Origin of the sequence: Streptomyces sp. NPDC052773 (assembly GCF_044547145.1) — a bacterium.
Lineage (GTDB): Bacteria > Actinomycetota > Actinomycetes > Streptomycetales > Streptomycetaceae > Streptomyces.
Genome location: NZ_JBITZX010000009.1, coordinates 198,744 through 222,779 on the forward strand (window position 1 = coordinate 198,744; position 24,036 = coordinate 222,779).

Consider the following 24,036-nt stretch of genomic DNA (forward strand, 5'->3'; position numbering starts at 1 on the left):
TGTTTCTCGGGGCGGATCCGGGAAAGGGAGCGGGCTCGCATGGCACTCTCTGCGCATGAGCGAGTACCGCATGCGGTTTCACCGCCGAGGCCGGTGCGGCGTACGACGCCCTGTCCGAGGAGCGGCGGACCCGGCAGTGCACTTGATCGACGCAGCTGACGTGCGGTGACCGATATGCCGAGGGGCGGCACCCCGTGAGGATGCCGCCCCTCAGGAGGAGGCGTCGGTCAGGCGGTCAGGCGGTCAGCTTCGCCAGGGCCGCGTCGATGCGGGCCAGGGTCTTCTCCTTGCCCAGGATCTCCAGGGACTCGAAGAGCGGGAGGCCCACCGTGCGGCCGGTGACGGCGACGCGGACCGGGGCCTGGGCCTTGCCGAGCTTGAGACCGTGGGCCTCGCCGGCGGCCAGGACGGCCTCCTTCAGGGACTCGGCGGAGGTCCAGTCGGCGGCCTCCAGCTTCTCGCGGGCCGTGCGCAGGAGGGCGTCGGAGCCCTCCTTCATGGCCTTGGTCCAGCTCGGCTCGTCGAAGACGGGCTCGGGCAGGAAGAGGAAGTCGACGTTGTCGGTGATCTCCGACAGGACCTTCAGGCGGGTCTGGGCGTGCGGGGCGATCGCCTGCCACTGGTCCTCGTCGAAGTCCTCCGGCGCCCACGGGGCGAAGGGGGCCTTCAGCCAGGGGCGGCAGCGCTCCGTGAAGTCCTTCACATCCAGCATCCGGATGTGGTCGCCGTTGATCGCCTCGCACTTCTTGAGGTCGAAGCGGGCCGGGTTGGGGTTCACGTCCTTCACGTCGAAGGCGGCGACCATCTCGTCCATCGTGAAGATGTCCTGGTCGGCCGAGAGCGACCAGCCCAGCAAGGAGAGGTAGTTGAGCAGGCCCTCGGGGAGGAAGCCGCGCTCGCGGTAGAGGTTGAGGCTCGACTGCGGGTCGCGCTTGGAGAGCTTCTTGTTGCCCTCGCCCATGACGTACGGCAGGTGGCCGAACTCGGGGATGCCCTTGGCGATGCCCAGCTCGATCAGCGCCTTGTAGAGGGCGATCTGGCGGGGGGTCGAGGAGAGCAGGTCCTCGCCGCGCAGGACGTGGGTGATCTCCATCAGGGCGTCGTCGACCGGGTTGACCAGCGTGTACAGCGGGGCGCCGTTGGCGCGCACGATGCCGTAGTCCGGGACGTTCTCCGGAGTGAAGGTCAGCTCGCCGCGGACCAGGTCGGTGAAGGTGATGGTCTCGTCCGGCATCCGGAAGCGGACGATCGGCTCGCGGCCCTGGGCCTTGTACTCCTCGACCTGCGCCTCGGTCAGCTCGCGGCAGTGGCCGTCGTAGCCGGAGGGCTTGCCGGCGGCGCGGGCGGCCTCGCGGCGGGTGTCCAGCTCCTCCTGGGAGCAGTAGCAGTGGTAGGCGTAGCCGCCGTCCAGGAGCTTGCGCGCGACGTCCTGGTAGATGTCCATGCGCTGCGACTGCCGGTAGGGCGCGTGCGGGCCGCCGACCTCGGGGCCCTCGTCCCAGTCGAAGCCGAGCCAGCGCATCGCCTCGAGGAGCTGCTGGTACGACTCCTCGGAGTCGCGGGCCGCGTCGGTGTCCTCGATGCGGAAGACCAGGGTGCCGCCGTGGTGCCGCGCGAACGCCCAGTTGAACAGGGCGGTGCGGACCAGGCCCACATGCGGGTTACCGGTCGGCGAGGGACAGAAACGGACGCGTACGGGGGACGGGGGCGCCCCCTGCTCGAGCGAAGCCGAGAGCTTGGGGGAGGATGCGCTAGCCACGCTTGACAACCTTGTTGGTGAGAGTGCCGATGCCTTCGATGGTGACGGCGACCTCGTCGCCGACGTTCAGGGGGCCGACCCCTGCCGGGGTGCCGGTGAGGATCACGTCGCCGGGGAGCAGCGTCATGGCCTCGGAGATGTTGACGATCAGGTCCTCGATGGAGTGGATCATCTCGCTCGTGCGGCCGAGCTGGCGCTGTTCGCCGTTGACGGTCAGCTGGACGGTCAGGTCGGAGGCCTTCGCCAGGTCCAGGCCGGTCTCCACCCACGGGCCCAGCGGGCAGGAGGTGTCGAAGCCCTTCGCCCTCGCCCACTGCTTCTCGCGCTTCTGCACGTCCCGCGCGGTGATGTCGTTGGCGCAGGTGTAGCCGAAGATCACGTCCTTGACGCGCTCCCGCGGCACCTCGCGGCACATCCGGCCGATCACGACGGCCAGCTCGGCCTCGTGGTGGAGCTCCTCCGAGAAGGAGGGAAAGTGGATGTCGTCGCCGGGGCCGATGACGGCGGTGGACGGCTTGAAGAAGGCGAAGGGCGCCTGGGGGACCTCGTTGCCCAGCTCGCGCGCGTGCTCCGCGTAGTTGCGGCCGAAGGCCACGACCTTGTTGGGGAGCACCGGCGGCAGCAGCCGGACCTTGCTCAGCGGCACCTTCGTACCGGAGAGCTCGAAGTCCGCGAACGGGATGCCCTTGATGATGTCGAGGACGAGCTCGTCCGGCTTGTCGCCCTCGACCGCGCCGAAGGCGACGTTCCCGTCGATGGAGAACCTGGCGATGCGCACGGGATGCTTTGCCCCTTGACTTAGGCGGCGGGAGTCTGACGCTCCAGGCTAACGCGGCAAAGGCAGGGCGCCTCGCGCATTCCGCGCGAGGCGCCCTGGTCGACCCGTGGAGCGGGGGTTCTACTCGGCGGCGCCGACGCCGGCCGGGACCTCCATCAGGACCGTACGCTTGGGGTTGGCCGTCTGGGACGGCAGCTCGACGGGGTGCTCCGGCTGCACCGGGGTCTGCAGTTCGTCGGCGTCCTTCAGGTGCGCCAGCGTCGTGCGCCGCGGGTTGGCGATCTTGTGGAACATCGTCGTCGTCTTCACGGGTGTCCTTGGGTCGTTGTCAGAACGGTGACTCCTGTAAAGCGTCAGGCTAAACATGCGGATTCCCGTCAAAGGGCGGAAGTGCTCATGATCTGCGTGTGAGTTTGCTCACGAACTCACACCCAAACCGGTCAATTCAGGCCCGCAACCCATGCCCACGAAACGGACATTCGCAATCTGAAGCGACCATTCCGCTCCTGATCATGGCGACTGGGACACCGCACCCGCCTCGGCGACTCGTCACCGAATGTCTGTTATAAGGGGGACTCAGGTCTACGTCTCGTGACGCGCCCCTCACGTGCTGTCACGGAGGTCACAGCCTGACCAACGGACCTTGTTGGAGATCCTGCACTGTGCTGGAATTCCACGGACCGCCGCAGGAACGAGCCGGCGCGCAAGGGCGCGAGAACAGCGCCGAGTGGCGGCGAGAAGGGGGAAGCCAGCGCCGGTCACTCACGACCACCCGGGGACGTATTCAGGGCGTCCCCGACGACGCCGACACCGTCCTTCCGTTCACGCGGAGGGACGCCTGGTCCAGAGGTTGCGACGCTAGTGCAGGGACGTTTCAAGAGGGATGGCAGCGGTTCGGCGGAGCCGGAGCCGCACGGCGGGACTGGCCCCATGGCCGGCAGCTCCTCGCCCCAGCACGCCCAGGGCCAGGGCCCGTCCGGTGACGGCGGCACGCGCTCCGGGCGTCCCGGCACGTCCGCGCCCGCCGGCCCGGCGAGCCCCGCGCCGGCCGTGAAGCCCCCGCAGGGCCCGACCGGCCCCGGACCCCGAATAGCCCTGCGCAACTGGCGGATCTCGACCCGTCTGGTCGCGCTGCTCACCCTCCCCGTGGTCGCGGCCACCTCGCTGGGCGCGCTGCGCATCAGCCAGTCCATGGAGGACATGCAGCAGCTCGACAACATGAAGCTGCTGACGGACATGACCGAGCAGGCCACCGTGCTGGCCGCGGCGCTCCAGGAGGAGCGCGACAAGTCCGCCGGTCCGCTGGCCCACGGCTCGACCTCCAGCGCCATCACCGTCAAGGGCTACCGGGACAAGACCGACCGCGCGCTGAAGAACTTCCTCGACTCCTCCGAGGAGATCGACAGCGCCAGCCGGGACGGCAACCTCCAGGGCGTGCGCGACAGCGTCGTCGGTCTGGCGCGCGACCTGATGACCCTGAACAAGGTCCGCAGCACGGCCTACGAGGCCAAGAACAACAACATGCAGACCGTCGAGGCCTACCACCGGCTGATCGAGAACCTGCTCGATCTGTCGCAGGACATGGCCGAGGCGACCAGCAACCCCGAGATGATCCAGCGCACGCGCGCCCTGGCGGCCTTCTCGTCCGCCAAGGAGTACGCGTCCATCCAGCGCGCGATCCTCGCCGCGGCCCTGCCCGCGAACAAGACCACCTACGGCAACCTCTCCGCGAACGACCGCCTGTACGCCGAGTCGGCGCTGCAGAGCCAGAAGTCGGACATCAGCAGCTTCCGGAGCATCTACGGCGACGAGAACGCCGCCGAACTGCTGGAGCCCATCGAAGAGGGCAACGCCACCATCGAGGCCACCGACCTCTACGCCTCGCGCGCGTTCGGCCGGCCCGAGGGCCTGGAGGGCCTGGAGAAGCGCTCGTACCAGGACTGGCTGGACGACAGCTCGTCCAAGATCGAGCAGATGAAGAAGATCGAGCGCACGCTGCTCGAGGAGATGGAGCAGAAGGCCCGCGAGCTGCGCAGCGAGTCGGAGCAGGAAGCGATCATCTCCGGTGCGCTGATCCTGATCGTGCTCGGTGTGTCGCTGGTCGGCGCGTTCGTGGTGGCCCGCTCCATGATCCGCTCGCTGCGCCGCCTGGAGGACACCGCGACGAAGGTCGCCTCCGAGCGCCTGCCCGAGCTGGTCAAGCAGCTGTCCGAGGCCGACCCGCAGGACGTCGACACGTCCGTGGAGTCGGTCGGCGTGCACTCCCGCGACGAGATCGGCCGGGTGGCCGCGGCCTTCGACGACGTGCACCGCGAGGCGGTCCGCCTCGCCGCCGAGCAGGCCCTGCTGCGGGGCAACGTCAACGCGATGTTCACCAACCTCTCGCGCCGCTCCCAGGGTCTGATCCAGCGCCAGCTGTCGCTGATCTCCGAACTGGAGTCCCGCGAGGCCGACCCGGACCAGCTGGCCTCGCTGTTCAAGCTGGACCACCTCGCCACGCGTATGCGCCGTAACGGTGAGAACCTCCTCGTCCTCGCGGGGGAGGAGCCCGGCCGGCGCTGGACCCGCCCGGTCCCGCTGGTCGACGTGCTCCGCGCCGCCGCGTCCGAGGTGGAGCAGTACGAGCGCATCGAGCTGGCCGCCGTACCGACCACGCAGGTCGCCGGCCGGGTCGTCAACGACCTCGTGCACCTGCTCGCCGAGCTGCTGGAGAACGCCACCTCGTTCTCCTCGCCGCAGACCAAGGTCAAGGTCACCGGTCACGCCCTGCCCGACGGCCGGGTGCTGATCGAGATCCACGACACCGGTATCGGCCTGTCCCCCGAGGACCTGGCCGCGATCAACGAGCGGCTCGCCTCGCCGCCCACCGTGGACGTGTCGGTCTCCCGCCGCATGGGTCTGTTCGTGGTCGGCCGGCTGTCCCAGCGCCACGGCATCCGCATCCAGCTGCGCCCGTCGGACTCCGGCGGTACGACCGCGCTGGTCATGCTGCCCGTCGACGTCGCCCAGGGCGGCAAGAAGCCGCAGCCCAAGCAGGGGCAGGGCCCCGGTGTCTCCGGCGGTCCCGCCGCCGCGCAGGCCGCCGCGGGCGCTGCCGCGGCCCGACGCCAGAGCGGCGCTGCCCTCGGTGGCGGCGCGAGCGGCGGAGCCCTCGGCGGCGGTCCCAGTGGCGGGCTGCTCGGAGCCGGCCAGGGGCCGCGCGCCGCGCTGCCCGGCCGGGACGCGGGCGGCCGTCCGGGCGCCCCGGGCGCTCCCGGTACCCCGCGCGGACCGCAGCCTCCCGCCCCGCAGCAGGGCCGTCCGGCGCCCGCCGGTACCGGTGCCCCGCAGGGTCTCCAGGCCGCCGGCCCCGCCGGCGGGCCGCAGGGCCAGGACGGCCGTGGCCAGGCGGCGCCGCAGCGCGGCAACGCCCAGCAGAACGACCAGAACGGCCGGCAGAGCGGGACCGGCGAGCGCGGCCGGCGCGGCCGGCAGCCGCAGCAGCCGCAGCTCCCGCCGCGCGGCGGCCCGCGCGCCGAGCTGCCGGGCGGCAACCCGCAGCCGCGCGTGCCCAGCTGGAGCGACGAGAACGCCCAGCCGCCGGTGGGGCGTGCCGCGCTGGACACCCCGCGCGGTCACGAGGAGCCGGACGTCTCGCAGACCTCGCGGATGCCGCGGGTCGACGACCACCAGGGTCCCGGCGCCACCGCCGAGATGCCGGTGATCGCGCGCGGCGACGAGCGCCAGGTGCCGCCCGCCGGTGCCGGCTACGGCCACCCGGGCGCGAACGACCAGCAGCAGTCGGGCCAGTTCGTCCGCCCGGACGTGTTCGGCGCGCCCGCCGCGGGCGACCCGTCGGGCACGGGCCAGTTCCCTGCGCCGCAGGGCTACGCCAACGGCTCGACGGGCCAGTTCGCGACGCCGCAGGCGTACGACGGCTCCACCACGGGCCAGACCCAGGCCCCGCAGGCCTACGACAACGGCTCGACCGGTCAGTTCCCGGCCGCCCAGCCGCAGGCCTACGACAACGGCTCCACCGGCCAGTTCCCGGCGCCCGCCCAGGACGCCTCGGCCACCGGCCGGCACGCCCTGCCCGGCGGACGGCACCACGGCCAGAGCGGTCAGGACGGCCAGCTCGGCCAGGGCGACTTCGGTGCCCAGCGCGGTCCGCAGCGTGCGCAGGCCCGGCCCGGGCGTCCCGAGCCGGAGGCACTGCCGCCGGCGTCCGGGCCCGGCGACGGGCGTACGCCGCTGTACGACACGCTGGAGACCAACTGGTTCCACGGGCAGCAGGGCCAGCAGGCCCCGCAGGGGCAGGCGGGCCGGCCGGCCCCGCAGGCCCGGCCCGAGCGCTCGCAGGGCAACGGCTCCGTGGCCGACCGCGCCCAGCAGCCGCAGGCTCCCACCGGACCGCAGCGGGCGGCCTCGGCCGCCTGGCGCAGCTCGCCGAACGACGACCTCGTGAAGCAGGCCGAGCGCGTCCGCCAGCCCGCCGCAGGCGGGGTCACCACGTCCGGCCTGCCGCGCCGGGTGCCCCGGGCGAACCTCGTCCCGGGCACCGCGCAGCAGCAGCCGAACCAGAGCGGTCCGCAGGTCTCGCGTGCTCCCCAGGACGTACGCGGCCGGCTGACCAACCTCCGTCGGGGTATCGCACAGGGCCGTCAGGCCGGTTCGGGCCAGACGGGCAGTTTCCCGAGCCCCACTCACCCGCAGGAGCGCTAGTTGAGTCAGATGAGCCAGGCGGCACAGAATCTGAACTGGTTGATCACCAACTTCGTGGACAACACCCCCGGGGTGTCCCACACCGTCGTCGTGTCCGCCGACGGCCTTCTGCTGGCGCTGTCCGAGGGTTTCCCGCGCGACCGGGCCGACCAGCTGGCGGCCGTCGCGTCCGGGCTGACCTCGCTCACGGCCGGGGCGTCCCGGATCTTCGAGGGCGGCACCGTGGCACAGACCGTCGTCGAGATGGAACGGGGATTCCTCTTCCTCATGTCCATCTCGGACGGCTCGTCCCTGGCCGTCCTGGCGCACCCCGAGGCGGACATCGGCCTCGTCGGCTACGAGATGGCCCTGCTCGTGGACCGTGCGGGCGCGGTGCTCACGCCGGACCTGCGCGCCGAACTGCAAGGCAGTCTGCTTCACTGACCGACCCAAGATCCACCCGTCTCACCAAATCACCGTCCGGCCGCCACAATCCCCCCACCGGCCCCGCTCAGACGGCTTGACTGACCGACTTGCTGTCCCGCCCGGAGGATTCATGACCCCGCCCACCGCCTCTCATGATCCGTACTCAGATCCGTACGGGGACGAGGGCGACCAGCCGCTGGTGCGTCCCTACGCGATGACCGGCGGCCGGACCCGGCCGCGTTACCAGCTCGCCCTTGAGGCGCTGATCAGCACGACGGCCGACCCGGCAGCGCTCATGGGGCTGCTTCCCGAGCACCAGCGCATCTGCCATCTGTGCCGCGAGGTGAAGTCGGTCGCCGAGGTGTCGGCGCTGCTGAACATGCCGCTGGGTGTGGCCCGGATCCTGGTCGCGGACCTCGCCGAGGCCGGACTGGTCGCCGTCCACCAGCCGGGCGGCGACGAGAACAACGGCGGTGCGCCGGATGTGACACTGCTCGAAAGGGTGCTCAGTGGACTTCGCAAGCTCTAGCGGGGCCGTCGCTCCGGGACGGTCCACCACGTCCGCAAAGATCGTGGTGGCGGGCGGCTTCGGCGTGGGCAAGACCACGTTCGTCGGCGCCGTCTCGGAGATCAACCCGCTGCGCACGGAGGCCGTCATGACGTCCGCCTCTGCGGGCATCGACGACCTCACCCACACCGGGGACAAGACGACCACGACGGTCGCCATGGACTTCGGCCGTATCACGCTCGACCAGGACCTGATCCTGTACCTGTTCGGTACGCCGGGTCAGGACCGCTTCTGGTTCATGTGGGACGACCTGGTGCGCGGCGCCATCGGCGCGGTGGTGCTCGTGGACACCCGGCGCCTGGCGGACTGCTTCCCGGCGGTCGACTACTTCGAGAACAGCGGCCTGCCCTTCGTGGTGGCCCTCAACGGCTTCGACGGGCATCAGCCGTACACGCCCGACGAGGTGCGGGAGGCCCTGCAGATCGGGCCGGACACCCCGATCATCACGACCGACGCGCGGCACCGGGCGGATGCCAAGTCCGCCCTGATCACGCTGGTCGAGCACGCGCTGATGGCCCGGCTGAAGTAGGACTCAAGTGCGCCGCGCGTCACGGCAGTTGCCGTAAGCGATTTTCGCGGCCGCGACGCGGCAGACGGAGCCGACTGTGGACTTGGACACGGTCGGCTTCGCTGTTCATAACGTTTCGGCAGAGGAATCGGGTGGTACCGCCACGCGTCGCGGTCGGGTGGTGTCGCTGCGCGCACAAAAGCCCCGTCTTTTGGCGGGGCTCGTTCTTTATGACCGTTTTATCTGCGGCCTTCCTCACGGGGTTCCGGCGGTTCTCCATGTTTGGAAGAGCGCTGGTCCACGTGCTGGAATGCCTGAACTGCCCAATAGTCAAAGACGTACTCAGTGGTCGATGGCGATCCGGGCTCTGAGACACTGCGGCACGACGTAGGTGCCGACCGCCGAGAGGTTGTTGGTCGAGTGAGGCGAAGCAAGAACGGTCCCGAGCCGCCCGCCCGGGGCAACTTCACCCCGCCGCCGCGCGGAGCGGCGTCCGCCCCTGGTGTGCCCGGTTCGGAGCCCACGGCCGCCCCCGCTCCGAGCGGCGGCCGTTTCTCCCCGCGCAACTGGCGGGTGACGACCCGACTGAACGCGATCCTGCTCATACCCGTGCTGGTCGGCCTGGTCATGGGCGGCTTCCAGGTGAAGAGCTCCATCGACACCTGGCAGGAGGCCGAGGACGCGGAGAACACCGCGCGCCTGGTTCGGGCCTCCCTCACCTACGCCGACGCCCTCTACAACGAGCGCGACACCACCGCCGCCCCGCTGCTGCAGGGCAAGGGCCAGGACGACCAGACCGTCGCCGCCGCCCGCAAGAAGACCGACGAGGCCGCCGACGCCTTCGACGAGGCCGCCGAGAGCATGCCCTCGAAGGCCGGCCTCGAACGCCGGCTGGACCTGTTCCGCAAGGTCGAACCCCAGCTGCAGGCGCTGCGCCAGGCCGCGTACACCTCCCGTCTCAAGGGCGTGCAGACCCAGGAGGGGTACGTCAGGATCGCCCACCCGCTGATGGAGTTCGCCAACGAGCTCGGTCTGGGCACCGGCAACATCACCAGCTACGGCCGTACCGTCTACGCCATCTCGCTGACCAAGGCCGCGCTGTCGCTGGAGCGGTCCATCGGTATGCAGCTGCTGGTGAAGCCGGGCCCCGGCGTCGGCGACTTCGCCTCCCAGCGCACCTCCCTCGCCTCCTACGCCTACCTCGAGCGCATCGCCATCGAGGAGTACATCGGCGGTGGCACCGAGGCCGACGCGGACAAGCTGGATGAGGCCAGGAAGCAGATCCAGGCCGACGCCGCGGCGGCGGCCAAGGAAGCCCTGGCGCAGGACCCGAACTACAAGGCGCCGCCGTCCGACCCGGCCAAGATGGTCGCCCTGGTCGCCGGTCTCCAGGACACCTCCCGCGCCGAGCGCGCGCGCATCGCCGCGCTGGGCGTCACGCCGGCCAACTGGTGGGCGGTCAACACCCTCAAGTACGACGCGTACCGCCAGATCGAGGCGGACCTCGCGGACACGGCCGTGAACGAGGCCTCCGACATCGCCGACGACGCGAAGACGGACGCCTTCATCACCGGTGCCGCCGTCGTGATCGCGCTGCTCGCCGCGTTCATCCTGGCCGGCATGGTGGCCCGCCAGATGAGCCGCTCGATGCACCAGCTGCGCAACGCCGCCTTCGGCATCGCCGAGCAGCGGCTGCCGATGCTGGTCGACCAGCTCTCGCGCACCGACCCCGGCCGGGTCGACACCCGCGTCGCGCCCATCCCGATCAACTCCACGGACGAGATCGGCGAGGTCGCCCGCGCCTTCGACCAGGTCCACCGCGAGGCCGTGCGGCTCGCCGCCGAGCAGGCGCTGCTGCGGGGCAACATCAACGCGATCTTCACGAACCTGTCGCGCCGCAACCAGTCGCTGATCGAGGGCCAGCTGACCCTGATCACCGAGCTGGAGAACAACGAGGCGGACCCGGACCAGCTGGAGAACCTCTTCAAGCTGGACCACCTGGCCACCCGTATGCGCCGCAACGGCGAGAACCTGCTGGTCCTCGCCGGCGAGGAGCCCGGCCGCCGCTGGGACCAGCCGGTCCCACTGGTCGACGTGCTGCGCGCCGCCTCGTCCGAGGTGGAGCAGTACGAGCGCATCGAGATATCCGGCGTGCCCGAGGCCGACATCCACGGCCGCGCCGTGACCGACCTCGTGCACCTGCTGGCCGAGCTGCTGGAGAACGCCACCACGTTCTCCTCGCCGCAGACCAAGGTGCGGGTCACCGCGACGCGTCTGCCCGACGGCCGTGTGATGATCGAGATCCACGACAAGGGCATCGGCCTGACCGCCGAGGACTTCGCGGACATCAACCACAAGCTGGCCAACCCGCCGACCGTGGACGCCGCGATCTCCCAGCGCATGGGCCTGTTCGTGGTCGGCCGGCTGTCCGACCGGCACGGCATCCGCGTCCAGCTGCGCCCCTCCGGCGAACAGGCCGGCACCACCTCGCTGGTCATGCTCCCCGACGCGATCACCCACGGTGGCGGTGGCGACGGCTCCCTGGAGCGCGAGGAGTTCACGGTCTCGCAGATCATCCCGGAGCAGCAGTTCCAGGGTGAGGACTTCAGCGAGCCGATGCGCACCGCGGCGGAGCTGGGCTTCGACGACAGCCGCTACGAGGTCCCCGACGACATCCGCGAGCTGGACCCGGTCGGCCGCTCCCTGATGCGTGAGGAGCGCCGCGCGGCCCTGGAGGCGCAGGCCCACGGCCAGCAGTCCCCCCAGGAGAGCACCGGCGAGACGGCCTATCCGGCCGACGGCTTCGACCAGCAGACCGGACAGCACGCCTACGACGGCGGCCAGGGCGGTTACGCCGAGCAGACCGGCTACGGTCAGCAGCAGGCGTACGAGGAGCAGCAGCAGCCGTCGTACGACGACTCCTACTTCGCGCAGGACGGCGGGCTGCCGCGAAACGACGGATTCCAGGCGCCCGGCGGCTACCCGGACCCCGCGTATGCGGAGTCCGGCCAGGGCGAGCACGCCGCGACGCCGAACGCTGCCTCGGAGACCTACTCGGGCTTCGAAGAGCAGTCCTACCAGGCTGACTGGCAGCAGCAGGACGGTTACCAGGGCGGTTACCCGGACCAGTACGCTCCCGAAGCGGAATCTGTGCAGGCCGCTGACGCGAGTGAGCGGGACCGCGTAGGCTTCGACCGTCCGGGACCGGCTTCCTCCGCCGGGCACGAGCTGACCGACGCCGGGCTTCCGCGCCGCGGGTCCACCGCGAGCGGTACCACGGGCGGCGCCGCGCAGCGCGTGAACCAGGAAACGCCGGCCCCCTCCCCGGAGAGCAACGGCGACACCGGCTGGCGCTCGGCGAACGACGAGCGGTGGCAGCAGGCCGCGCAGCTCCGGAAGCCGAAGGCGGGCGGAGTGACCTCCTCCGGCCTGCCGCGGCGGGTGCCCAAGGCCAATCTGGTCGAGGGCTCCGCGGAGTCGACCCCGCAGGGAGGCCCACAGGTCTCCCGCGCCCCCGAGGACGTCCGGGGCAGGCTGAGCAACCTGCGCCGGGGAGTGCAGCGGGGACGCACCGCAGGAAGTGAAACGAACGGCCAGGGCTTCGGTCCTGACAGCACCTACAACCAGGAGCGTTAGTGTGAGCCCGATGAGCCAGGCGGCACAGAACCTGAACTGGTTGATCACCAACTTCGTGGACAACACCCCCGGGGTGTCCCACACCGTGGTGGTCTCCGCCGACGGACTCCTTCTGGCGATGTCCGAAGGCTTCCCCCGCGACCGCGCCGACCAGCTCGCGGCCGTCGCCTCCGGTCTGACCTCGCTGACCGCCGGTGCCTCGCGCATCTTCGAGGGCGGGAGCGTGAACCAGACGGTTGTGGAGATGGAGCGGGGATTCCTCTTCATCATGTCCATCTCGGACGGGTCGTCGCTCGCGGTTCTGGCCCACCCGGAAGCGGACATCGGCCTCATTGGGTACGAGATGGCGCTTCTCGTGGACCGCGCGGGCACGGTCCTGACCCCGGATCTCCGTGCGGAGCTCCAGGGGAGCCTTCTCAACTAACAGACAGACGGTGCGTTTTCGCGTCCCGGGGCCGTAAGGTTTCGGGACGCGGCTCCACAGGGATGGGTGCCCGGCACAGTCGGAGGAGGAGAAAGTGGCAACACCCCCAGGCGGTTCGTCTTCGGGCAACTGGTCGTACGGCCCTGCCCAGGGCCAGAACGACGGTTCCCAGAACCGGTACAACTTCCCCTCCACCCCGAGCCACCGGCAGCCGTACACGCCGCAGGGTCCCGGCCCCGCGCCCTACGACCAGCCGCAGGCTCCGCGTATCCAGCCCGTGCAGCCGCAGCGCCGCACCCCTGAGCCGGCGCCCGCCGGGGCGTCGAACAACCCCCTGGTGCGTCCGTACGCCATGACGGGCGGTCGCACCAGGCCGCGGTACCAGCTCGCCATCGAGGCGCTGGTGCACACCACCGCGGCTCCGCACCAGATGCAGGGCCAGCTGCCCGAGCATCAGCGGATCTGCAACCTCTGCCGGGAGATCAAGTCGGTGGCCGAGATCTCGGCCCTGCTGACGATCCCCCTCGGCGTGGCCAGGATCCTCGTCGCCGACTTGGCGGAGGCGGGACTGGTCGCCATCCATCAGCCCGGCGGCGACGAGAACGCCGGTGGCCAGCCAGACGTGACACTGCTCGAAAGGGTGCTCAGTGGACTTCGCAAGCTCTAGCGGCGGTCCTTCCCGCTCCACCACCTCCGCGAAGATCGTGGTGGCGGGCGGCTTCGGCGTGGGCAAGACCACGTTCGTCGGCGCCGTCTCGGAGATCAACCCGCTGCGCACGGAGGCCGTCATGACGTCTGCTTCGGCGGGCATCGACGACCTCACCCACACCGGAGACAAGACCACGACGACCGTGGCCATGGACTTCGGCCGTATCACCCTGGACCAGGACCTCATCCTGTACCTGTTCGGCACGCCCGGCCAGGACCGCTTCTGGTTCATGTGGGACGACCTGGTGCGCGGCGCCATCGGCGCGGTGGTGCTGGTCGACACGAGGAGGCTCGCCGACTGCTTCCCCGCCGTCGACTACTTCGAGAACAGCGGCCTGCCCTTCGTCATCGCGCTGAACGGCTTCGACGGCAACCAGCCGTACACGCCCGACGAGGTGCGCGAGGCGCTGCAGATCGGGCCGGACACCCCGATCATCACGACCGACGCCCGCCACCGCGCGGACGCCAAGTCGACGCTGATCACGCTCGTGGAGCACGCGCTGATGGCGCGCCTGCGGTAGCCGGCGATCGGCTCGAATCGCTTGCGGTCCCCGTTCCTCCTGTGGGAGGGATGGGGACCGCAGTTGTTTTCCGGGGAGGGACGCGAGGATGAGCGCGGAGGCGGCGGCCTTACGGCTGGGGACGACCGTGGCGACCACGGCGGCACAGCTGTGGCTGGGCGGGAGGCGGCGGGAGCAGGAGCGCCGGATGCCGATGGCCGAGCTGGTCCGGCTGCGGGTGCCCGGGCTGCGGTTCCAGCGGAGCGTGGAGCGGCAGTTCGAGGAGATCGCGGACGCGGTGTTCGACCGGCTGGCGCCGTTCCTGGAACGGGAGTTCCGGGGGCTGGACGAGAACGGCCGGCAGGCGGTCCTGAACGGCGTCTGCGACACCTTCGCACGGGCCGATCTGTCGGACGAGGCGGTGCTGGCGGCGGACGCCAATCCGGCCGAGGTGGTGCGGCGGATCACCTCGTCCGTGGCGGCTCCGGTGGGGCTGAGCGAGGCGGAAGAGCGGCTGTACGAGGCGCTGTTCGCGGAGTGCTGCGAGTACTACGTACGGATCGTGCGGAACCTGCCCGTCTTCGAGGAGCGGGCACTGACGGAGCTGCTGGCGCGGACCACGTCGCTGGGCGCGGAGATCGCCCGCATCCTGGAGCGGCTGCCGGACCGGTCGCTGTTCGCGCCCGAGGGCACGGACCGGGACGCGGAGTTCCGGCGCCGCTATCTGGAGCTGGTCAGCACGACACTGGACGAGGTGGAGCTGTTCCGGCGCACGTCGGAGCGGGCGGCGGCACAGGCGCGGCTGTCGGTGGCGTACGTCAGCCTGCGGGCGACCGGCGACGACGGGAGCCGGCGGCGCGCCGGGGGCAGGGCCGTTCCCCTGCTGCGGCCCGACATGAGCGACTGGGAGCAGGGCGGCGGCGAGAGCTCCGGGATGCGGGTCGAGGCGGCGCTGGGCGGTGCCTCGCGGGTGCTGCTGCGGGGTGAGGCCGGCTCCGGGAAGACCACGCTGCTGCGCTGGCTGGCGGTGACGGCGGCGCGCGGCGCGTTCACCGGGGAGCTGGCCGGGTGGAACGGGCTGACCCCGGTGTTCGTGAAGCTGCGCGAGTACAGCGGGCGGGCGCTGCCGGGGCCGGAGGCGATGCTGGACTCGGTGGCCGGGCATCTGACGGGCGTCATGCCGAAGGCGTGGGTGGAACGGCAACTGGAGTCCGGCAAGGCACTGCTGCTCATCGACGGGGTCGACGAGTTGCTGGACGGCGAGCGGCGGGGCGTACGGGAGTGGCTGCGCAAGCTGCTCGCGGCGTACGGGGACGTCCGGGTGGTGGTGACCTCCCGTCCGGCCGCCGCGGGCGCGGACTGGCTGCGGCGGGAGGAGTTCACCGCGCTGCACCTGGACCGGATGACTCCGCCCGACCTCGCGGCGTTCGTCCGGCAGTGGCACCAGGCGGTGCGGGAGCTGGGCGAGGAGCTGCCGTGCGAGGTGGAGGAGCTGCCGGGGTACGAGCAGTCGCTGCTGAACGCGCTGAAGGACCGGCCGCATCTGCAGTCCCTCGCGGGGACGCCGCTGCTCGCGTCCATGCTGTGCGCGATGCACCTCAACCGGGGCAGTCAGCTCCCCCGGGACCGGATGGAGCTGTACCGCAGCGCCCTGCACACCCTGGTCCACGAGCGGGACGCGCACCGGAACGTGCCGAGCGCGCTGGACAACGGGCTCGGCCTGAAGGACAAGCTCGTGCTGCTGCGGGACCTCGCCTGGCGGCTGTCCGACAACAACCGCAGTGAGATCTCGCTGGAGCAGGCCGGGGTGTTCGTCGGCCGGAAACTGGCGGGGATGCGGCATCTGGACGAGCAGGACGGGGCGCGGGTCCTGGAGCAGCTGCGGCACCGCTCCGGGGTGCTGCGCTCCCCCGCCGTGGGGCGGGTGGACTTCGTCCACCGCACCTTCCAGGAGTACCTGGCGGCCGAGGAGGCGGCGGAGGAGGACCGCATCGGCAACCTGGTGGAACGGGCGCACCTGGACCTCTGGCGCGAGACCATCATCATGGCCGCGGGGCATGCCAACCGGCCGCAGCGGGAGGAGTTGCTGGGCGGCATCCTGGACCGCGCGGAGGTGGAGCCCCGGCAAACACGAAAGCTGCGGTTGTTGGCGGCGGCCTGTCAGGAGACGGTGCCAGAGGTCTCCGACGAGTTGGCGGGGCGGTTGGATGCGGCAGTGGAGGCGTTGCTGCCGCCTCGACGGAAGACGGATCCGCCGGCGCTGGCGGCCATTGGCCCGAGTCTGCTAAGGCAACTGCCTCGGTCGTTGAGTGGGCTCACGGAGAAGGCGGCAGAGGAGACCGTACGGACGGTTGCGCTCATCGGCGGTGAAGAGGCGTTAAGCACGCTGGAGCGGTATGCGATGGGGGCTCGCGGTGCCGTGGTCAGCGCACTCATCGACGGCTGGGGCTACTTCGACGCAGAGGCTTACACGGACCGAATTCTTGCGCGGCTGTCCCTGAAGGGCCATTTTGTTCACCTGACCCATTCCGGCCAGTTGCGTGCCGCTTCCCGGCTGTCCCCCGGCGCCGGCCTTGGGATCCGCTATCCCCTCCAGGATTTCGCAGCGGTGAAGGAACTCCCCCGGGTACCAGCCCTGATCCTTGGCGCGCTCCGCGGCAAGGTGGACCTGTCGGCGCTGGAAGCCCATCCTGACCTGAGGACCCTCGCCCTGTTGGGCGACGTATCGATGTCGTTGGTCAACCCGGGGGCACTGGAGGGACTGCCGCAGTTGAGACAACTGTTCCTCAGTGTCTGCGGCACGTCCGAATTGGCCGATCTGCCTCTCGGGCCGAAGATCAAGCTGGTCTCACTGTGGTCATCGACCAACGAACCGTGCCTGCCCAGGGGGCTGAACGCGGTGTCCACGATCCCTGGGCTGGTCTTGGAACTCCACGGGGTGGACGTGGCCGCCTGGCTGAGCGCCCCGGACTTCGTCCTCCCCAAGGTCAGGCGCCTGTCGCTGCACGACTGCGTCCTGCCCGACTCCCCCGACGCCCTCGACTTCCCCGGCGTGGAGGTCGTCGTCCACTGAACACACCACGGCCCCGCACTCCAAAGGAGAGCGGGGCCGTAGGCGCCGTCAAAAGGCTCAGCGCCAGCTGTGCGGCGCCCGGAAGCCCGGCTCGCGCTCCAGGCGGCGCCAGCCCGCGCGGACGCGGCCGCCGTGGGACGGGGCGATCTCGGTGGGGCGGGCGGCGGCGCGGGCCATGAGGAGGGCCGTGATGGCGGCGACTTCCTCGGGCTCGGCGTGGCCCTTCTCGACGCGGATGTCAGGCATGGACATACGACAGGCTCCTCAGGGTCACTGCGGGGGGTTGCCGTGCTTGCGGGAGGGCAGGTCGGCGTGCTTGGTGTGGAGCATCGCCAGGGACTTGATGAGCACCTCGCGGGTCTCGGACGGGTCGATGACGTCGTCGACCAGGCCGCGCTCCGCCGCGTAGTACGGGTGCATCAGCTCGGACTTGTACTCCTTGACCATGCGGGCCCGCATGGCGTCGGGGTCGTCGGCCTCCGCGATCTGCCGGCGGAAGATGACGTTGGCCGCGCCCTCCGCGCCCATGACGGCGATCTCGTTGGTCGGCCAGGCGTAGGTGAGGTCGGCGCCGATGGACTGGCTGTCCATGACGATGTAGGCACCGCCGTACGCCTTGCGCAGGATCAGCGAGATCCGCGGCACGGTGGCGTTGCAGTAGGCGTACAGGAGCTTCGCGCCGTGCCGGATGATGCCGCCGTGTTCCTGGTCGACGCCCGGGAGGAACCCGGGGACGTCGAGGAACGTGATGATCGGGATGTTGAAGGCGTCGCACATCTGGACGAAGCGCGCGGCCTTCTCGGATGCCTCGATGTCCAGGACGCCGGCCAGCACCTGCGGCTGGTTCGCGATGATGCCGACCACCTGGCCGTCCAGGCGGGCCAGGGCGCAGATGATGTTGCGCGCCCAGCGCTCGTGGACCTCGAGGTACTCGCCGTCGTCGACGATCTCCTCGATGACCTTGGCCATGTCGTACGGCCGGTTGCCGTCCGCCGGGACCAGGTCCAGCAGGACCTCCGAGCGGCGGTCCGCCGGGTCGGAGCTCTCCACCCGGGGCGGGTTCTCGCGGTTGTTCTGCGGGAGGAGCGACAGGAGGTAGCGGACCTCCGCGATGCACGTCTCCTCGTCGTCGTACGCGAAGTGGGCCACGCCGCTGGTCTCGGCGTGCACGTCCGCGCCGCCGAGGCCGTTCTGGGTGATCTCCTCGCCCGTCACCGCCTTGACCACGTCGGGGCCGGTGATGAACATCTGCGAGGTGTCGCGGACCATGAAGACGAAGTCCGTCAGGGCCGGCGAGTAGGCCGCGCCGCCCGCGCACGGGCCGAGCATCACGCTGATCTGCGGGATGACACCGGACGCCTTGGTGTTGCGCTGGAAGATGCCGCCGTAGCCGGCGAGGGCGGAGACGCCCTCCTGGATACGGGCGCCGGCACCGTCGTTGAGGGAGACCAGCGGCGCGCCCGCCGCGATGGCCATGTCCATGATCTTGTGGATCTTGGTGGCGTGGGCCTCGCCCAGCGCGCCGCCGAAGATCCGGAAGTCGTGGGCGTAGACGAAGACCGTGCGGCCCTCGACCGTGCCCCAGCCGGTGATGACACCGTCGGTGTACGGCTTCTTCGCCTCCAGGCCGAATCCGGTCGCCCGGTGCCTGCGCAGCTGCTCGACCTCACGGAAGGACCCCGGGTCGAGGAGCAGGTCGATACGCTCCCGGGCGGTCAGCTTGCCCTTGGCGTGCTGCGCCTCGGTCGCCTTCTCGCTCGGGCCCGCCAGTGCCTGCGCACGGATCTCGTGCAGCTCGGCCACCCGGCCGCGCGCGTCCGTCGGCTCACCCGTCGCCTCATCCAAAACGGTCATGTAGCGACCTTACGAAGGAGAGCGAGGAAAGCGAGCCGTCGACTCCGTACAGTCTCCGGCTCGTTTTCCTGGTGCTCCCTGACAGAACCCAGGCGCTGTGCAGGCTTTCCGACTGCTCAGGGGGTCTGTGTGTTGTGGGGGTTCCACAAAGTCGTCAGCCGAGCGCCACCTCACATTCGTGGGTCGCGCACTCCATCCCCGGAGTGACGCGCACCCGCAGCCGGGGTCCCGTGGCGAGGACGTCCACCGTCTCATCCGCCCGGATCACCCGGCGCACGGGGTGGTCCCAGACGATCTCCAGGGGCGCTCCGGTGCGGGGTGGTTCGCTCACGTGGAGGCGGGCGGTGCGGCCGTGGCGGCGCAGCAGGACGCTCGCGCCGGCCGACGCGGTGAGGGGGCCGGCCGTGCCCGGCCGCCAGAAGGTGGCGGCGGTGAGGCCGAGGGAGGGCACCCGGACCGCCTGGCGGGCGGCGTCGTTCGCGAGCACCGTCAGCCAGCGGTGGTCGGCGGCGCGGGCCGCGACCGTACGGCGGGAGGCGCCCGGCATGAGGACGTACAGGTAGTCGGCGTCGGCCGGGTCCGTGCCGTGGTCGAGCCAGAGGGTCTGCCAGCGCCGGGTGCGCCGCTCGGACGTGCTGGATGTGTTGATGTCGGACCAGGCGCCGGTGCGGTCCTCGCGCAGGGTGCGCAGCCGGCCGTGGGGGACGATCCAGCCGCCGTGGCCCTCCAGGTGGGCCCAGCCGGGGCCGCGGACGAAGGTCTGGGTGCCGTTCTCGCCCAGGTTGCGGTTGTCGACGATCGTCTCGACGGGGACGCCGTCCGCGCAGCGGATGCCGGCGCCGAGGCAGACGACCGCGTCGGCGAGGAAGAACCAGGACTTGCGGGCCTCCAGGGTGGACTCCAGGCCCTTGAGGTGCTGGCCGACGGCCGTTAACTCGCCGTCGGTGGTGCCGCCGACCCAGCGGACGTCCGGCCGGGGCGCGCCCCACTCGCCGCCCGCGCGGTCGGGCAGGCGCTTGGTGGAGACGGTGGTGCCGGGCAGTCGGTACCAGTCGACGGTGGGCCAGTACCAGTCGGTGTACTGGTCGCCGAGGCCGGGCGCCCACCAGGAGAGCATGCCGGCGCCGGTGTGCCAGCCGCGCGGGTTCTCGCCGTTGCCGCACTCGTAGTGGGCGATGCGGTCGCTGGCCATGGCGAGGGCGGCGGTGAAGGCGGGGCGGCGGTGGACCGCGCGGTCCATGGCGGGAAAGAGGCGGTGGCCGACGGGTTCGGGGGCGGCCGGGACGGGGGCTGCGGCGATGGTGTGCAGCCGGGAGAGGTCGGCCACGTCGAACTGACGGGCCGTCAGGGCCGGGCTGACGCGGTCTCGTTCGATCCAGCCCTTCACCGCGGCGTGCCAGCGGTCCCGCTCGGCGGGGCTCGCGCCGAGGGCGAGGACGGCGATCGCCGCGATGATCCCCTGGCCGTGGAAGTGGTCGCTGCGCATCACCCGCCGTTCGTCGGCGGCGAGGTAGCCCCGGCTGATGGCCCGGCCGTTGACCATGTCCATCACCAGTCCGTCGTGGATCAGCGGGGCGTAGGCGCGTTCGACGCTGTCGAGGACGATCTGCCGGTTGGGGTCGGTGACCTCCCAGGCGGATCCGGCGAGCAGGGCGAAGAGGCGGCCGAGTCCGTCGAGCATCACCTGGCCGTAGGTGCCGGTGTAGGCGACCCGGGTGTGCTGGACGAACGACCCGTCGACGTAGAGGCCGTCGCCCTGGGTGACGTACGGGAAGACCGGTGAGAGGGCGTCGCGGGCGAGGGCGATGCGGTCCGGGGCGCGGCCCAGGATGCCGCGCAGGGCGACGGAGCGGCACAGGTCGACGCGGTTGGCGCCGGTGGAGGTGCCGGAGTAGCCGGCGAACATCGTGTCGGGGATGAAGTGGTCCACGGCGGCGCAGGCGGCGGCGATCCGGTCGGCGCCGAGGTGGTCGTACAGGGCGGCCGTGATGTCCATGAGGAGCCGGGGGCTGCCGATCTGCCATTCCCACCAGTTGCCCCAGCGGGTGGTGCCGGGGTGGTAGACGGTCGCGGCGAGGTGGTCGAGGCCGTGCAGGACGGCCGCGAGGAGGTCCGGGTCGCCGGTGGAGCCGGTGGCGGGCTGGACGTAGGCCTGGGCCATGGTCCACAGGCGGCCGTAGGCGCGGGTGATGCCGGCGGGCGGGTCGTAGGGGGTGTCCGGCCACAGGGCGGTCGGCGGCGGGGCCTCGGGCAGGGTGGCGCGGAAGCGGCGGGCGAGGTCGCCGGTCTCGGCGAGGCGGGCGGCGTAGGGGGCGGCGGCCGGGTCATAGCCGGTGCCGAGGGCGAGGTCGAGCCAGCGGCGGCGCAGGGTGTCGTACGGGTCGGCGGGGGCGGCCCGGGCCGGGGACGGGGCGTTCGCGGTGGCGGTCATGGCGAGGGCGGTGGCGAGGAGGACGGCTCTGCGGCTGAGTGAGGCGCGTTCGGACGTCATGCTCATGCCCTCTAGCAGGAGAGCGGGCCCGGGGGAACCGGCCGGACGCCGCGTCCGTACGCAACACCCCGGTCGGCCGAACCGGTGCAGCAGCCGCCGGTACGGCCCGGGAGCGATCCCCCGCACCCGTCCCGGCAGCGTCAGCCGGCCGGGGACGTAAGCCTGACTCGGTGGCGCGACCGAGACCACGACCCCTGGGTGCCACCCCGGGCCGGAGATCCAACCGCGCCACTTCACCCATGCTGTTGAAAGTTGAACGGAATAGGTCTACGGTGGGTTACGTTCACCTAGTTGAACATTCAACGTTCCGTCCCCGAGGAGAACACCATGAGCCCGGACCTGGCCACCCTGACCGGTGACTACACCATCGACGCCGCCCACACGACCATCGGCTTCACCGCCCGCCACGCCATGGTCACCAACGTCAAGGGCAAGTTCCTCGACTTCAGCGGCTCCCTCCACCTCGACGGCACCGACCCGTCGAAGTCCTCCGCGTCCATCGACGTCAAGATGGACAGCATCGACACCGGCAACGCCGACCGCGACGGTCACCTCAAGAGCGCGGACTTCTTCAAGACGGACGAGTTCCCGACCATGACCTTCCGCTCCACCAAGGCGGAGTCCCTGGGCGGCGACGACTACCGCATCACCGGCGACCTGTCGATCCTCGGCGTCACCAAGCCGATCACCATCGACCTGGAGTTCAACGGCGCCGCGAAGGACCCGTTCGGCAACGAGCGCGTCGGCTTCGAGGGCAAGGCGACGATCCTGCGCTCCGAGTGGGGTCTGACCTGGAACGCGGCGCTGGAGACCGGCGGCTTCCTGGTGTCCGACAAGATCAAGCTGAACTTCGACATCTCGGCGATCAAGAACGCCTGAGTCCGCGCCGGCTCCGCCACGGCCGTACCGCGAACGCGCCCGCCCGCCGCTCCCCCCGGGGAGGGCGGGCGTTCGCCGTCGCGCAGCCGTCCGACGGCCGTCCTACGACTCCCCCGGCCCGCGCTCCCGGCCCGGCCCCCGCCGCAGCTTCCCGACAGCCGCCGCCAGCCGGGCCGCCCGCCGCTCCGGCGTACGGGCGCGCAGCAGGTCCAGGACCACCAGATACCGGTCCGTCCGGCCGAGCCCTTCGAAGGCCGCCTTCGCCAGGGGGTCGCGCTCCAGCGCCGCCGCGAGGTCGTCCGGGACGGCCGCGTGGCGCTGCGACTCGTACGCCGCCGCCCACCGCCCGTCCGCCCGCGCGGCCTCGACCTCCGCGAGCCCGGCGGGGCGCATCCGCCCGGCGGCGGTCAGCTCCGCCACCCGCCGCACGTTGACCATGGACCAGAGGCTGCCGGGGCGGCGCGGAGTGATCCGCTGGAGGTAGTGGGTGGCGTCGAGGGCCTTGCGCTGCCCGGTGATCCAGCCGTGGCAGAGCGCCGCGTCGTTCACCTCGGCGGCCGTGACAGAGGGCAGCCCCGAGCCCTTCTTCGCGACCTTCACCCACAGCCCCGGATGCGGGGCGGGATGGCGGGAGAGCCAGGCGTCGAGGTCGGCGACGGTCTCGAAGGGGAGCGACGCGGGTGTGGACTCCTGAGGGGTCATGGGACCACCGTAGGCGGGATACAGGACGGCAATCGGCCTGGATGGCGGGGCGGTCGCGGCCCCATCATGGGGGCATGACCGCTGACTCCCGCCCGGACGACGACGACACCGCCTGGGTCGTCCTCGGCACGTACGAGAAAGACCACGGCCACCGCCACCCCCTGGCAGCCGTCCACGCTTGACTGCGCGAGCGCGGCATCGACTGGATGCCGTTCCCGCCCAGCGACGTCCGCCTGGATCTGATGTGCGCGCCCGGAGCCGACGGGCACTGGCGGGGCTGGATCACCGTGGCCGTGGCAGCGTCGGCGCTGCGGCGGCTCGGGCTGCACCCCGCGCAGCGGACGGCCGCGGTGGGCGGGGCGTCCCCGCCCCCGTGGTGGCACGCGGCGGGTGAGCGGTACGCCCGGGGCCCGGGGCGCTGGGCCGGTGAGCGGAGGGGCGGCGGCGCGTAAACCCGGTGCGCGGTGCGATGCCGGCGTGGTTGGCTCGCCCCCATGACCTGGCTGCCGCACGACTTCGTCCATCCCGTCCACGTCGAGGTGCCCGGCGGCGCGGGCCACCGGCTGCGCCCCATCAGCGGCGCCGACGCACCGCTCGACTACCCCGCCGTGATGGGGTCGCGGGAGCGGCTGTGGTCGATCTTCGGCCCCGCCTGGGGGTGGCCGCCCGCCACCATGTCGTACGAGGCGAACCTCGCCGATCTGGAGCGGCACGCCGCCGAGATCGAGGCCCACCAGTCCTTCAACTACACCCTGGAGAGCCCGGACCGCGCCGCCCTGCGCGGCTGCGTCTACATCGACCCGCCCGAGAAGCGGGGTGCCGACGCGGAGATCTCCTGGTGGGTGGTGGACGAGGAGGCCGGCGGGCCGCTGGAGCGGGCCCTGGACGCGTTCGTGCCCCGCTGGATCGCCGAGGACTGGCCGTTCCGGCAGCCCCGTTTCATCGGCCGGGACCTGACCTGGGAGGAGTGGCTGCGCCTGCCGGACCGCGCGTGAGCGGACCGGTGGGTGGGGCCCCGACGACCTGTGGGCGGGCCCTCGGAGCCGCGGG

Annotated in this window: 19 protein-coding genes; 12 read left to right on the top strand and 7 right to left on the bottom strand. The window is 71.3% G+C overall.

Features of this window, described 5'->3' with window-relative positions:
- Positions 1–235: 235 nt before the first annotated feature.
- The 3 genes from gltX to ACIG0D_RS21520 form a co-directional block, all read right to left on the bottom strand.
- Positions 236–1,759 (bottom strand): glutamate--tRNA ligase, encoded by a 1,524-nt coding sequence (gltX, locus tag ACIG0D_RS21510; RefSeq protein WP_399803094.1) that lies wholly within the window; start codon positions 1,757–1,759, stop codon positions 236–238.
- Positions 1,752–2,537, bottom strand: a complete 786-nt coding sequence (locus tag ACIG0D_RS21515; RefSeq protein ID WP_399803096.1) for a fumarylacetoacetate hydrolase family protein — start codon at positions 2,535–2,537, stop codon at positions 1,752–1,754. Before ACIG0D_RS21515 ends, gltX begins: the two co-directional genes overlap by 8 nt.
- Positions 2,538–2,657: 120 nt before the next feature.
- A complete protein-coding gene (locus ACIG0D_RS21520; RefSeq protein WP_365765943.1) occupies positions 2,658–2,846 on the bottom strand; it encodes a hypothetical protein in 189 nt (62 codons plus the stop codon).
- Between the two features lie 552 nt (positions 2,847–3,398).
- Between ACIG0D_RS21520 and ACIG0D_RS21525 the strand changes: the two genes are divergently transcribed.
- From ACIG0D_RS21525 to ACIG0D_RS21565, 9 genes are all read left to right on the top strand, one after another.
- A complete protein-coding gene (locus tag ACIG0D_RS21525; RefSeq protein ID WP_399803099.1) occupies positions 3,399–7,238 on the top strand; it encodes a nitrate- and nitrite sensing domain-containing protein in 3,840 nt (1,279 codons plus the stop codon).
- A 9-nt stretch (positions 7,239–7,247) separates the two neighbouring features.
- Positions 7,248–7,661: a roadblock/LC7 domain-containing protein gene (locus ACIG0D_RS21530; protein WP_043504344.1), complete on the top strand. Its 414-nt coding sequence runs from the start codon at positions 7,248–7,250 to the stop codon at positions 7,659–7,661.
- Positions 7,662–7,773: 112 nt separating this feature from the next.
- Complete coding sequence (locus tag ACIG0D_RS21535) at positions 7,774–8,172, top strand: DUF742 domain-containing protein (RefSeq protein ID WP_043504343.1); 399 nt, start codon at positions 7,774–7,776, stop codon at positions 8,170–8,172.
- Positions 8,153–8,740, top strand: a complete 588-nt coding sequence (locus ACIG0D_RS21540) for an ATP/GTP-binding protein (RefSeq protein ID WP_166002466.1) — start codon at positions 8,153–8,155, stop codon at positions 8,738–8,740. Before ACIG0D_RS21535 ends, ACIG0D_RS21540 begins: the two co-directional genes overlap by 20 nt.
- A gap of 399 nt (positions 8,741–9,139) precedes the next feature.
- A complete protein-coding gene (locus tag ACIG0D_RS21545; RefSeq protein ID WP_399803102.1) occupies positions 9,140–12,355 on the top strand; it encodes a nitrate- and nitrite sensing domain-containing protein in 3,216 nt (1,071 codons plus the stop codon).
- A gap of 10 nt (positions 12,356–12,365) precedes the next feature.
- Entirely contained in the window at positions 12,366–12,779 is a 414-nt protein-coding gene (locus ACIG0D_RS21550) for a roadblock/LC7 domain-containing protein (protein ID WP_004983065.1), read from the top strand.
- 94 nt (positions 12,780–12,873) lie between these two features.
- Positions 12,874–13,446, top strand: a complete 573-nt coding sequence (locus tag ACIG0D_RS21555; protein ID WP_365766573.1) for a DUF742 domain-containing protein — start codon at positions 12,874–12,876, stop codon at positions 13,444–13,446.
- On the top strand, positions 13,427–14,008 hold the full coding sequence (locus ACIG0D_RS21560) for an ATP/GTP-binding protein (RefSeq protein WP_166002463.1): 582 nt from the start codon (positions 13,427–13,429) through the stop codon (positions 14,006–14,008). Before ACIG0D_RS21555 ends, ACIG0D_RS21560 begins: the two co-directional genes overlap by 20 nt.
- An 88-nt stretch (positions 14,009–14,096) precedes the next feature.
- Complete coding sequence (locus ACIG0D_RS21565; protein WP_399803106.1) at positions 14,097–17,060, top strand: NACHT domain-containing protein; 2,964 nt, start codon at positions 14,097–14,099, stop codon at positions 17,058–17,060.
- 57 nt (positions 17,061–17,117) lie between these two features.
- Here the strand turns inward: ACIG0D_RS21565 and ACIG0D_RS21570 are convergent, their stop codons facing one another.
- The 3 genes from ACIG0D_RS21570 to ACIG0D_RS21580 all read right to left on the bottom strand — a co-directional run bounded on the left by ACIG0D_RS21570 (position 17,118) and on the right by ACIG0D_RS21580 (position 21,411).
- Positions 17,118–17,312, bottom strand: coding sequence for an acyl-CoA carboxylase subunit epsilon (locus ACIG0D_RS21570; RefSeq protein WP_365766571.1), 195 nt, complete (start codon positions 17,310–17,312; stop codon positions 17,118–17,120).
- Positions 17,313–17,330: 18 nt separating this feature from the next.
- Positions 17,331–18,914 (bottom strand): acyl-CoA carboxylase subunit beta, encoded by a 1,584-nt coding sequence (locus ACIG0D_RS21575; RefSeq protein ID WP_399803109.1) that lies wholly within the window; start codon positions 18,912–18,914, stop codon positions 17,331–17,333.
- 154 nt (positions 18,915–19,068) lie between these two features.
- Positions 19,069–21,411 carry a polysaccharide lyase 8 family protein gene (locus ACIG0D_RS21580; protein ID WP_399803112.1) on the bottom strand — a complete coding sequence of 781 codons (2,343 nt, stop codon included), beginning with the start codon at positions 21,409–21,411 and terminating at the stop codon, positions 19,069–19,071.
- A gap of 321 nt (positions 21,412–21,732) precedes the next feature.
- Here ACIG0D_RS21580 and ACIG0D_RS21585 point away from each other — a divergent pair, with 321 nt between their 5' ends.
- The gene (locus ACIG0D_RS21585; protein ID WP_399803366.1) at positions 21,733–22,284 is read left to right on the top strand and encodes a YceI family protein; all 552 of its coding nucleotides are present in this window, start codon (positions 21,733–21,735) and stop codon (positions 22,282–22,284) included.
- Between the two features lie 102 nt (positions 22,285–22,386).
- Here the strand turns inward: ACIG0D_RS21585 and ACIG0D_RS21590 are convergent, their stop codons facing one another.
- Entirely contained in the window at positions 22,387–22,986 is a 600-nt protein-coding gene (locus ACIG0D_RS21590; RefSeq protein WP_399803114.1) for a YdeI family protein, read from the bottom strand.
- A gap of 206 nt (positions 22,987–23,192) precedes the next feature.
- On the opposite strand from ACIG0D_RS21590, the gene ACIG0D_RS21595 reads away from it, so the two are divergent.
- Both ACIG0D_RS21595 and ACIG0D_RS21600 read left to right on the top strand, forming a co-directional pair.
- Complete coding sequence (locus tag ACIG0D_RS21595) at positions 23,193–23,438, top strand: hypothetical protein (protein WP_399803117.1); 246 nt, start codon at positions 23,193–23,195, stop codon at positions 23,436–23,438.
- A gap of 42 nt (positions 23,439–23,480) precedes the next feature.
- Entirely contained in the window at positions 23,481–23,981 is a 501-nt protein-coding gene (locus tag ACIG0D_RS21600) for an N-acetyltransferase (protein ID WP_399803120.1), read from the top strand.
- The last annotated feature ends 55 nt before the right edge of the window (positions 23,982–24,036 follow it).

Bases quoted from the DNA above. Each gene is read 5' to 3' on its own strand.
- ACIG0D_RS21530 (WP_043504344.1), top strand. From the start codon at position 7,248: ATGAGCCAGGCGGCACAGAATCTGAACTGGTTGATCACCAACTTCGTG.
- ACIG0D_RS21535 (WP_043504343.1), top strand. From the start codon at position 7,774: ATGACCCCGCCCACCGCCTCTCATGATCCGTACTCAGATCCGTACGGG.
- ACIG0D_RS21565 (WP_399803106.1), top strand. From the start codon at position 14,097: ATGAGCGCGGAGGCGGCGGCCTTACGGCTGGGGACGACCGTGGCGACC.
- ACIG0D_RS21575 (WP_399803109.1), bottom strand. From the start codon at position 18,914: ATGACCGTTTTGGATGAGGCGACGGGTGAGCCGACGGACGCGCGCGGC.
- ACIG0D_RS21570 (WP_365766571.1), bottom strand. From the start codon at position 17,312: ATGTCCATGCCTGACATCCGCGTCGAGAAGGGCCACGCCGAGCCCGAG.
- ACIG0D_RS21600 (WP_399803120.1), top strand. From the start codon at position 23,481: ATGACCTGGCTGCCGCACGACTTCGTCCATCCCGTCCACGTCGAGGTG.
- ACIG0D_RS21585 (WP_399803366.1), top strand. From the start codon at position 21,733: ATGAGCCCGGACCTGGCCACCCTGACCGGTGACTACACCATCGACGCC.
- ACIG0D_RS21595 (WP_399803117.1), top strand. From the start codon at position 23,193: ATGCCGTTCCCGCCCAGCGACGTCCGCCTGGATCTGATGTGCGCGCCC.
- ACIG0D_RS21550 (WP_004983065.1), top strand. From the start codon at position 12,366: ATGAGCCAGGCGGCACAGAACCTGAACTGGTTGATCACCAACTTCGTG.
- ACIG0D_RS21590 (WP_399803114.1), bottom strand. From the start codon at position 22,986: ATGACCCCTCAGGAGTCCACACCCGCGTCGCTCCCCTTCGAGACCGTC.
- ACIG0D_RS21580 (WP_399803112.1), bottom strand. From the start codon at position 21,411: ATGAGCATGACGTCCGAACGCGCCTCACTCAGCCGCAGAGCCGTCCTC.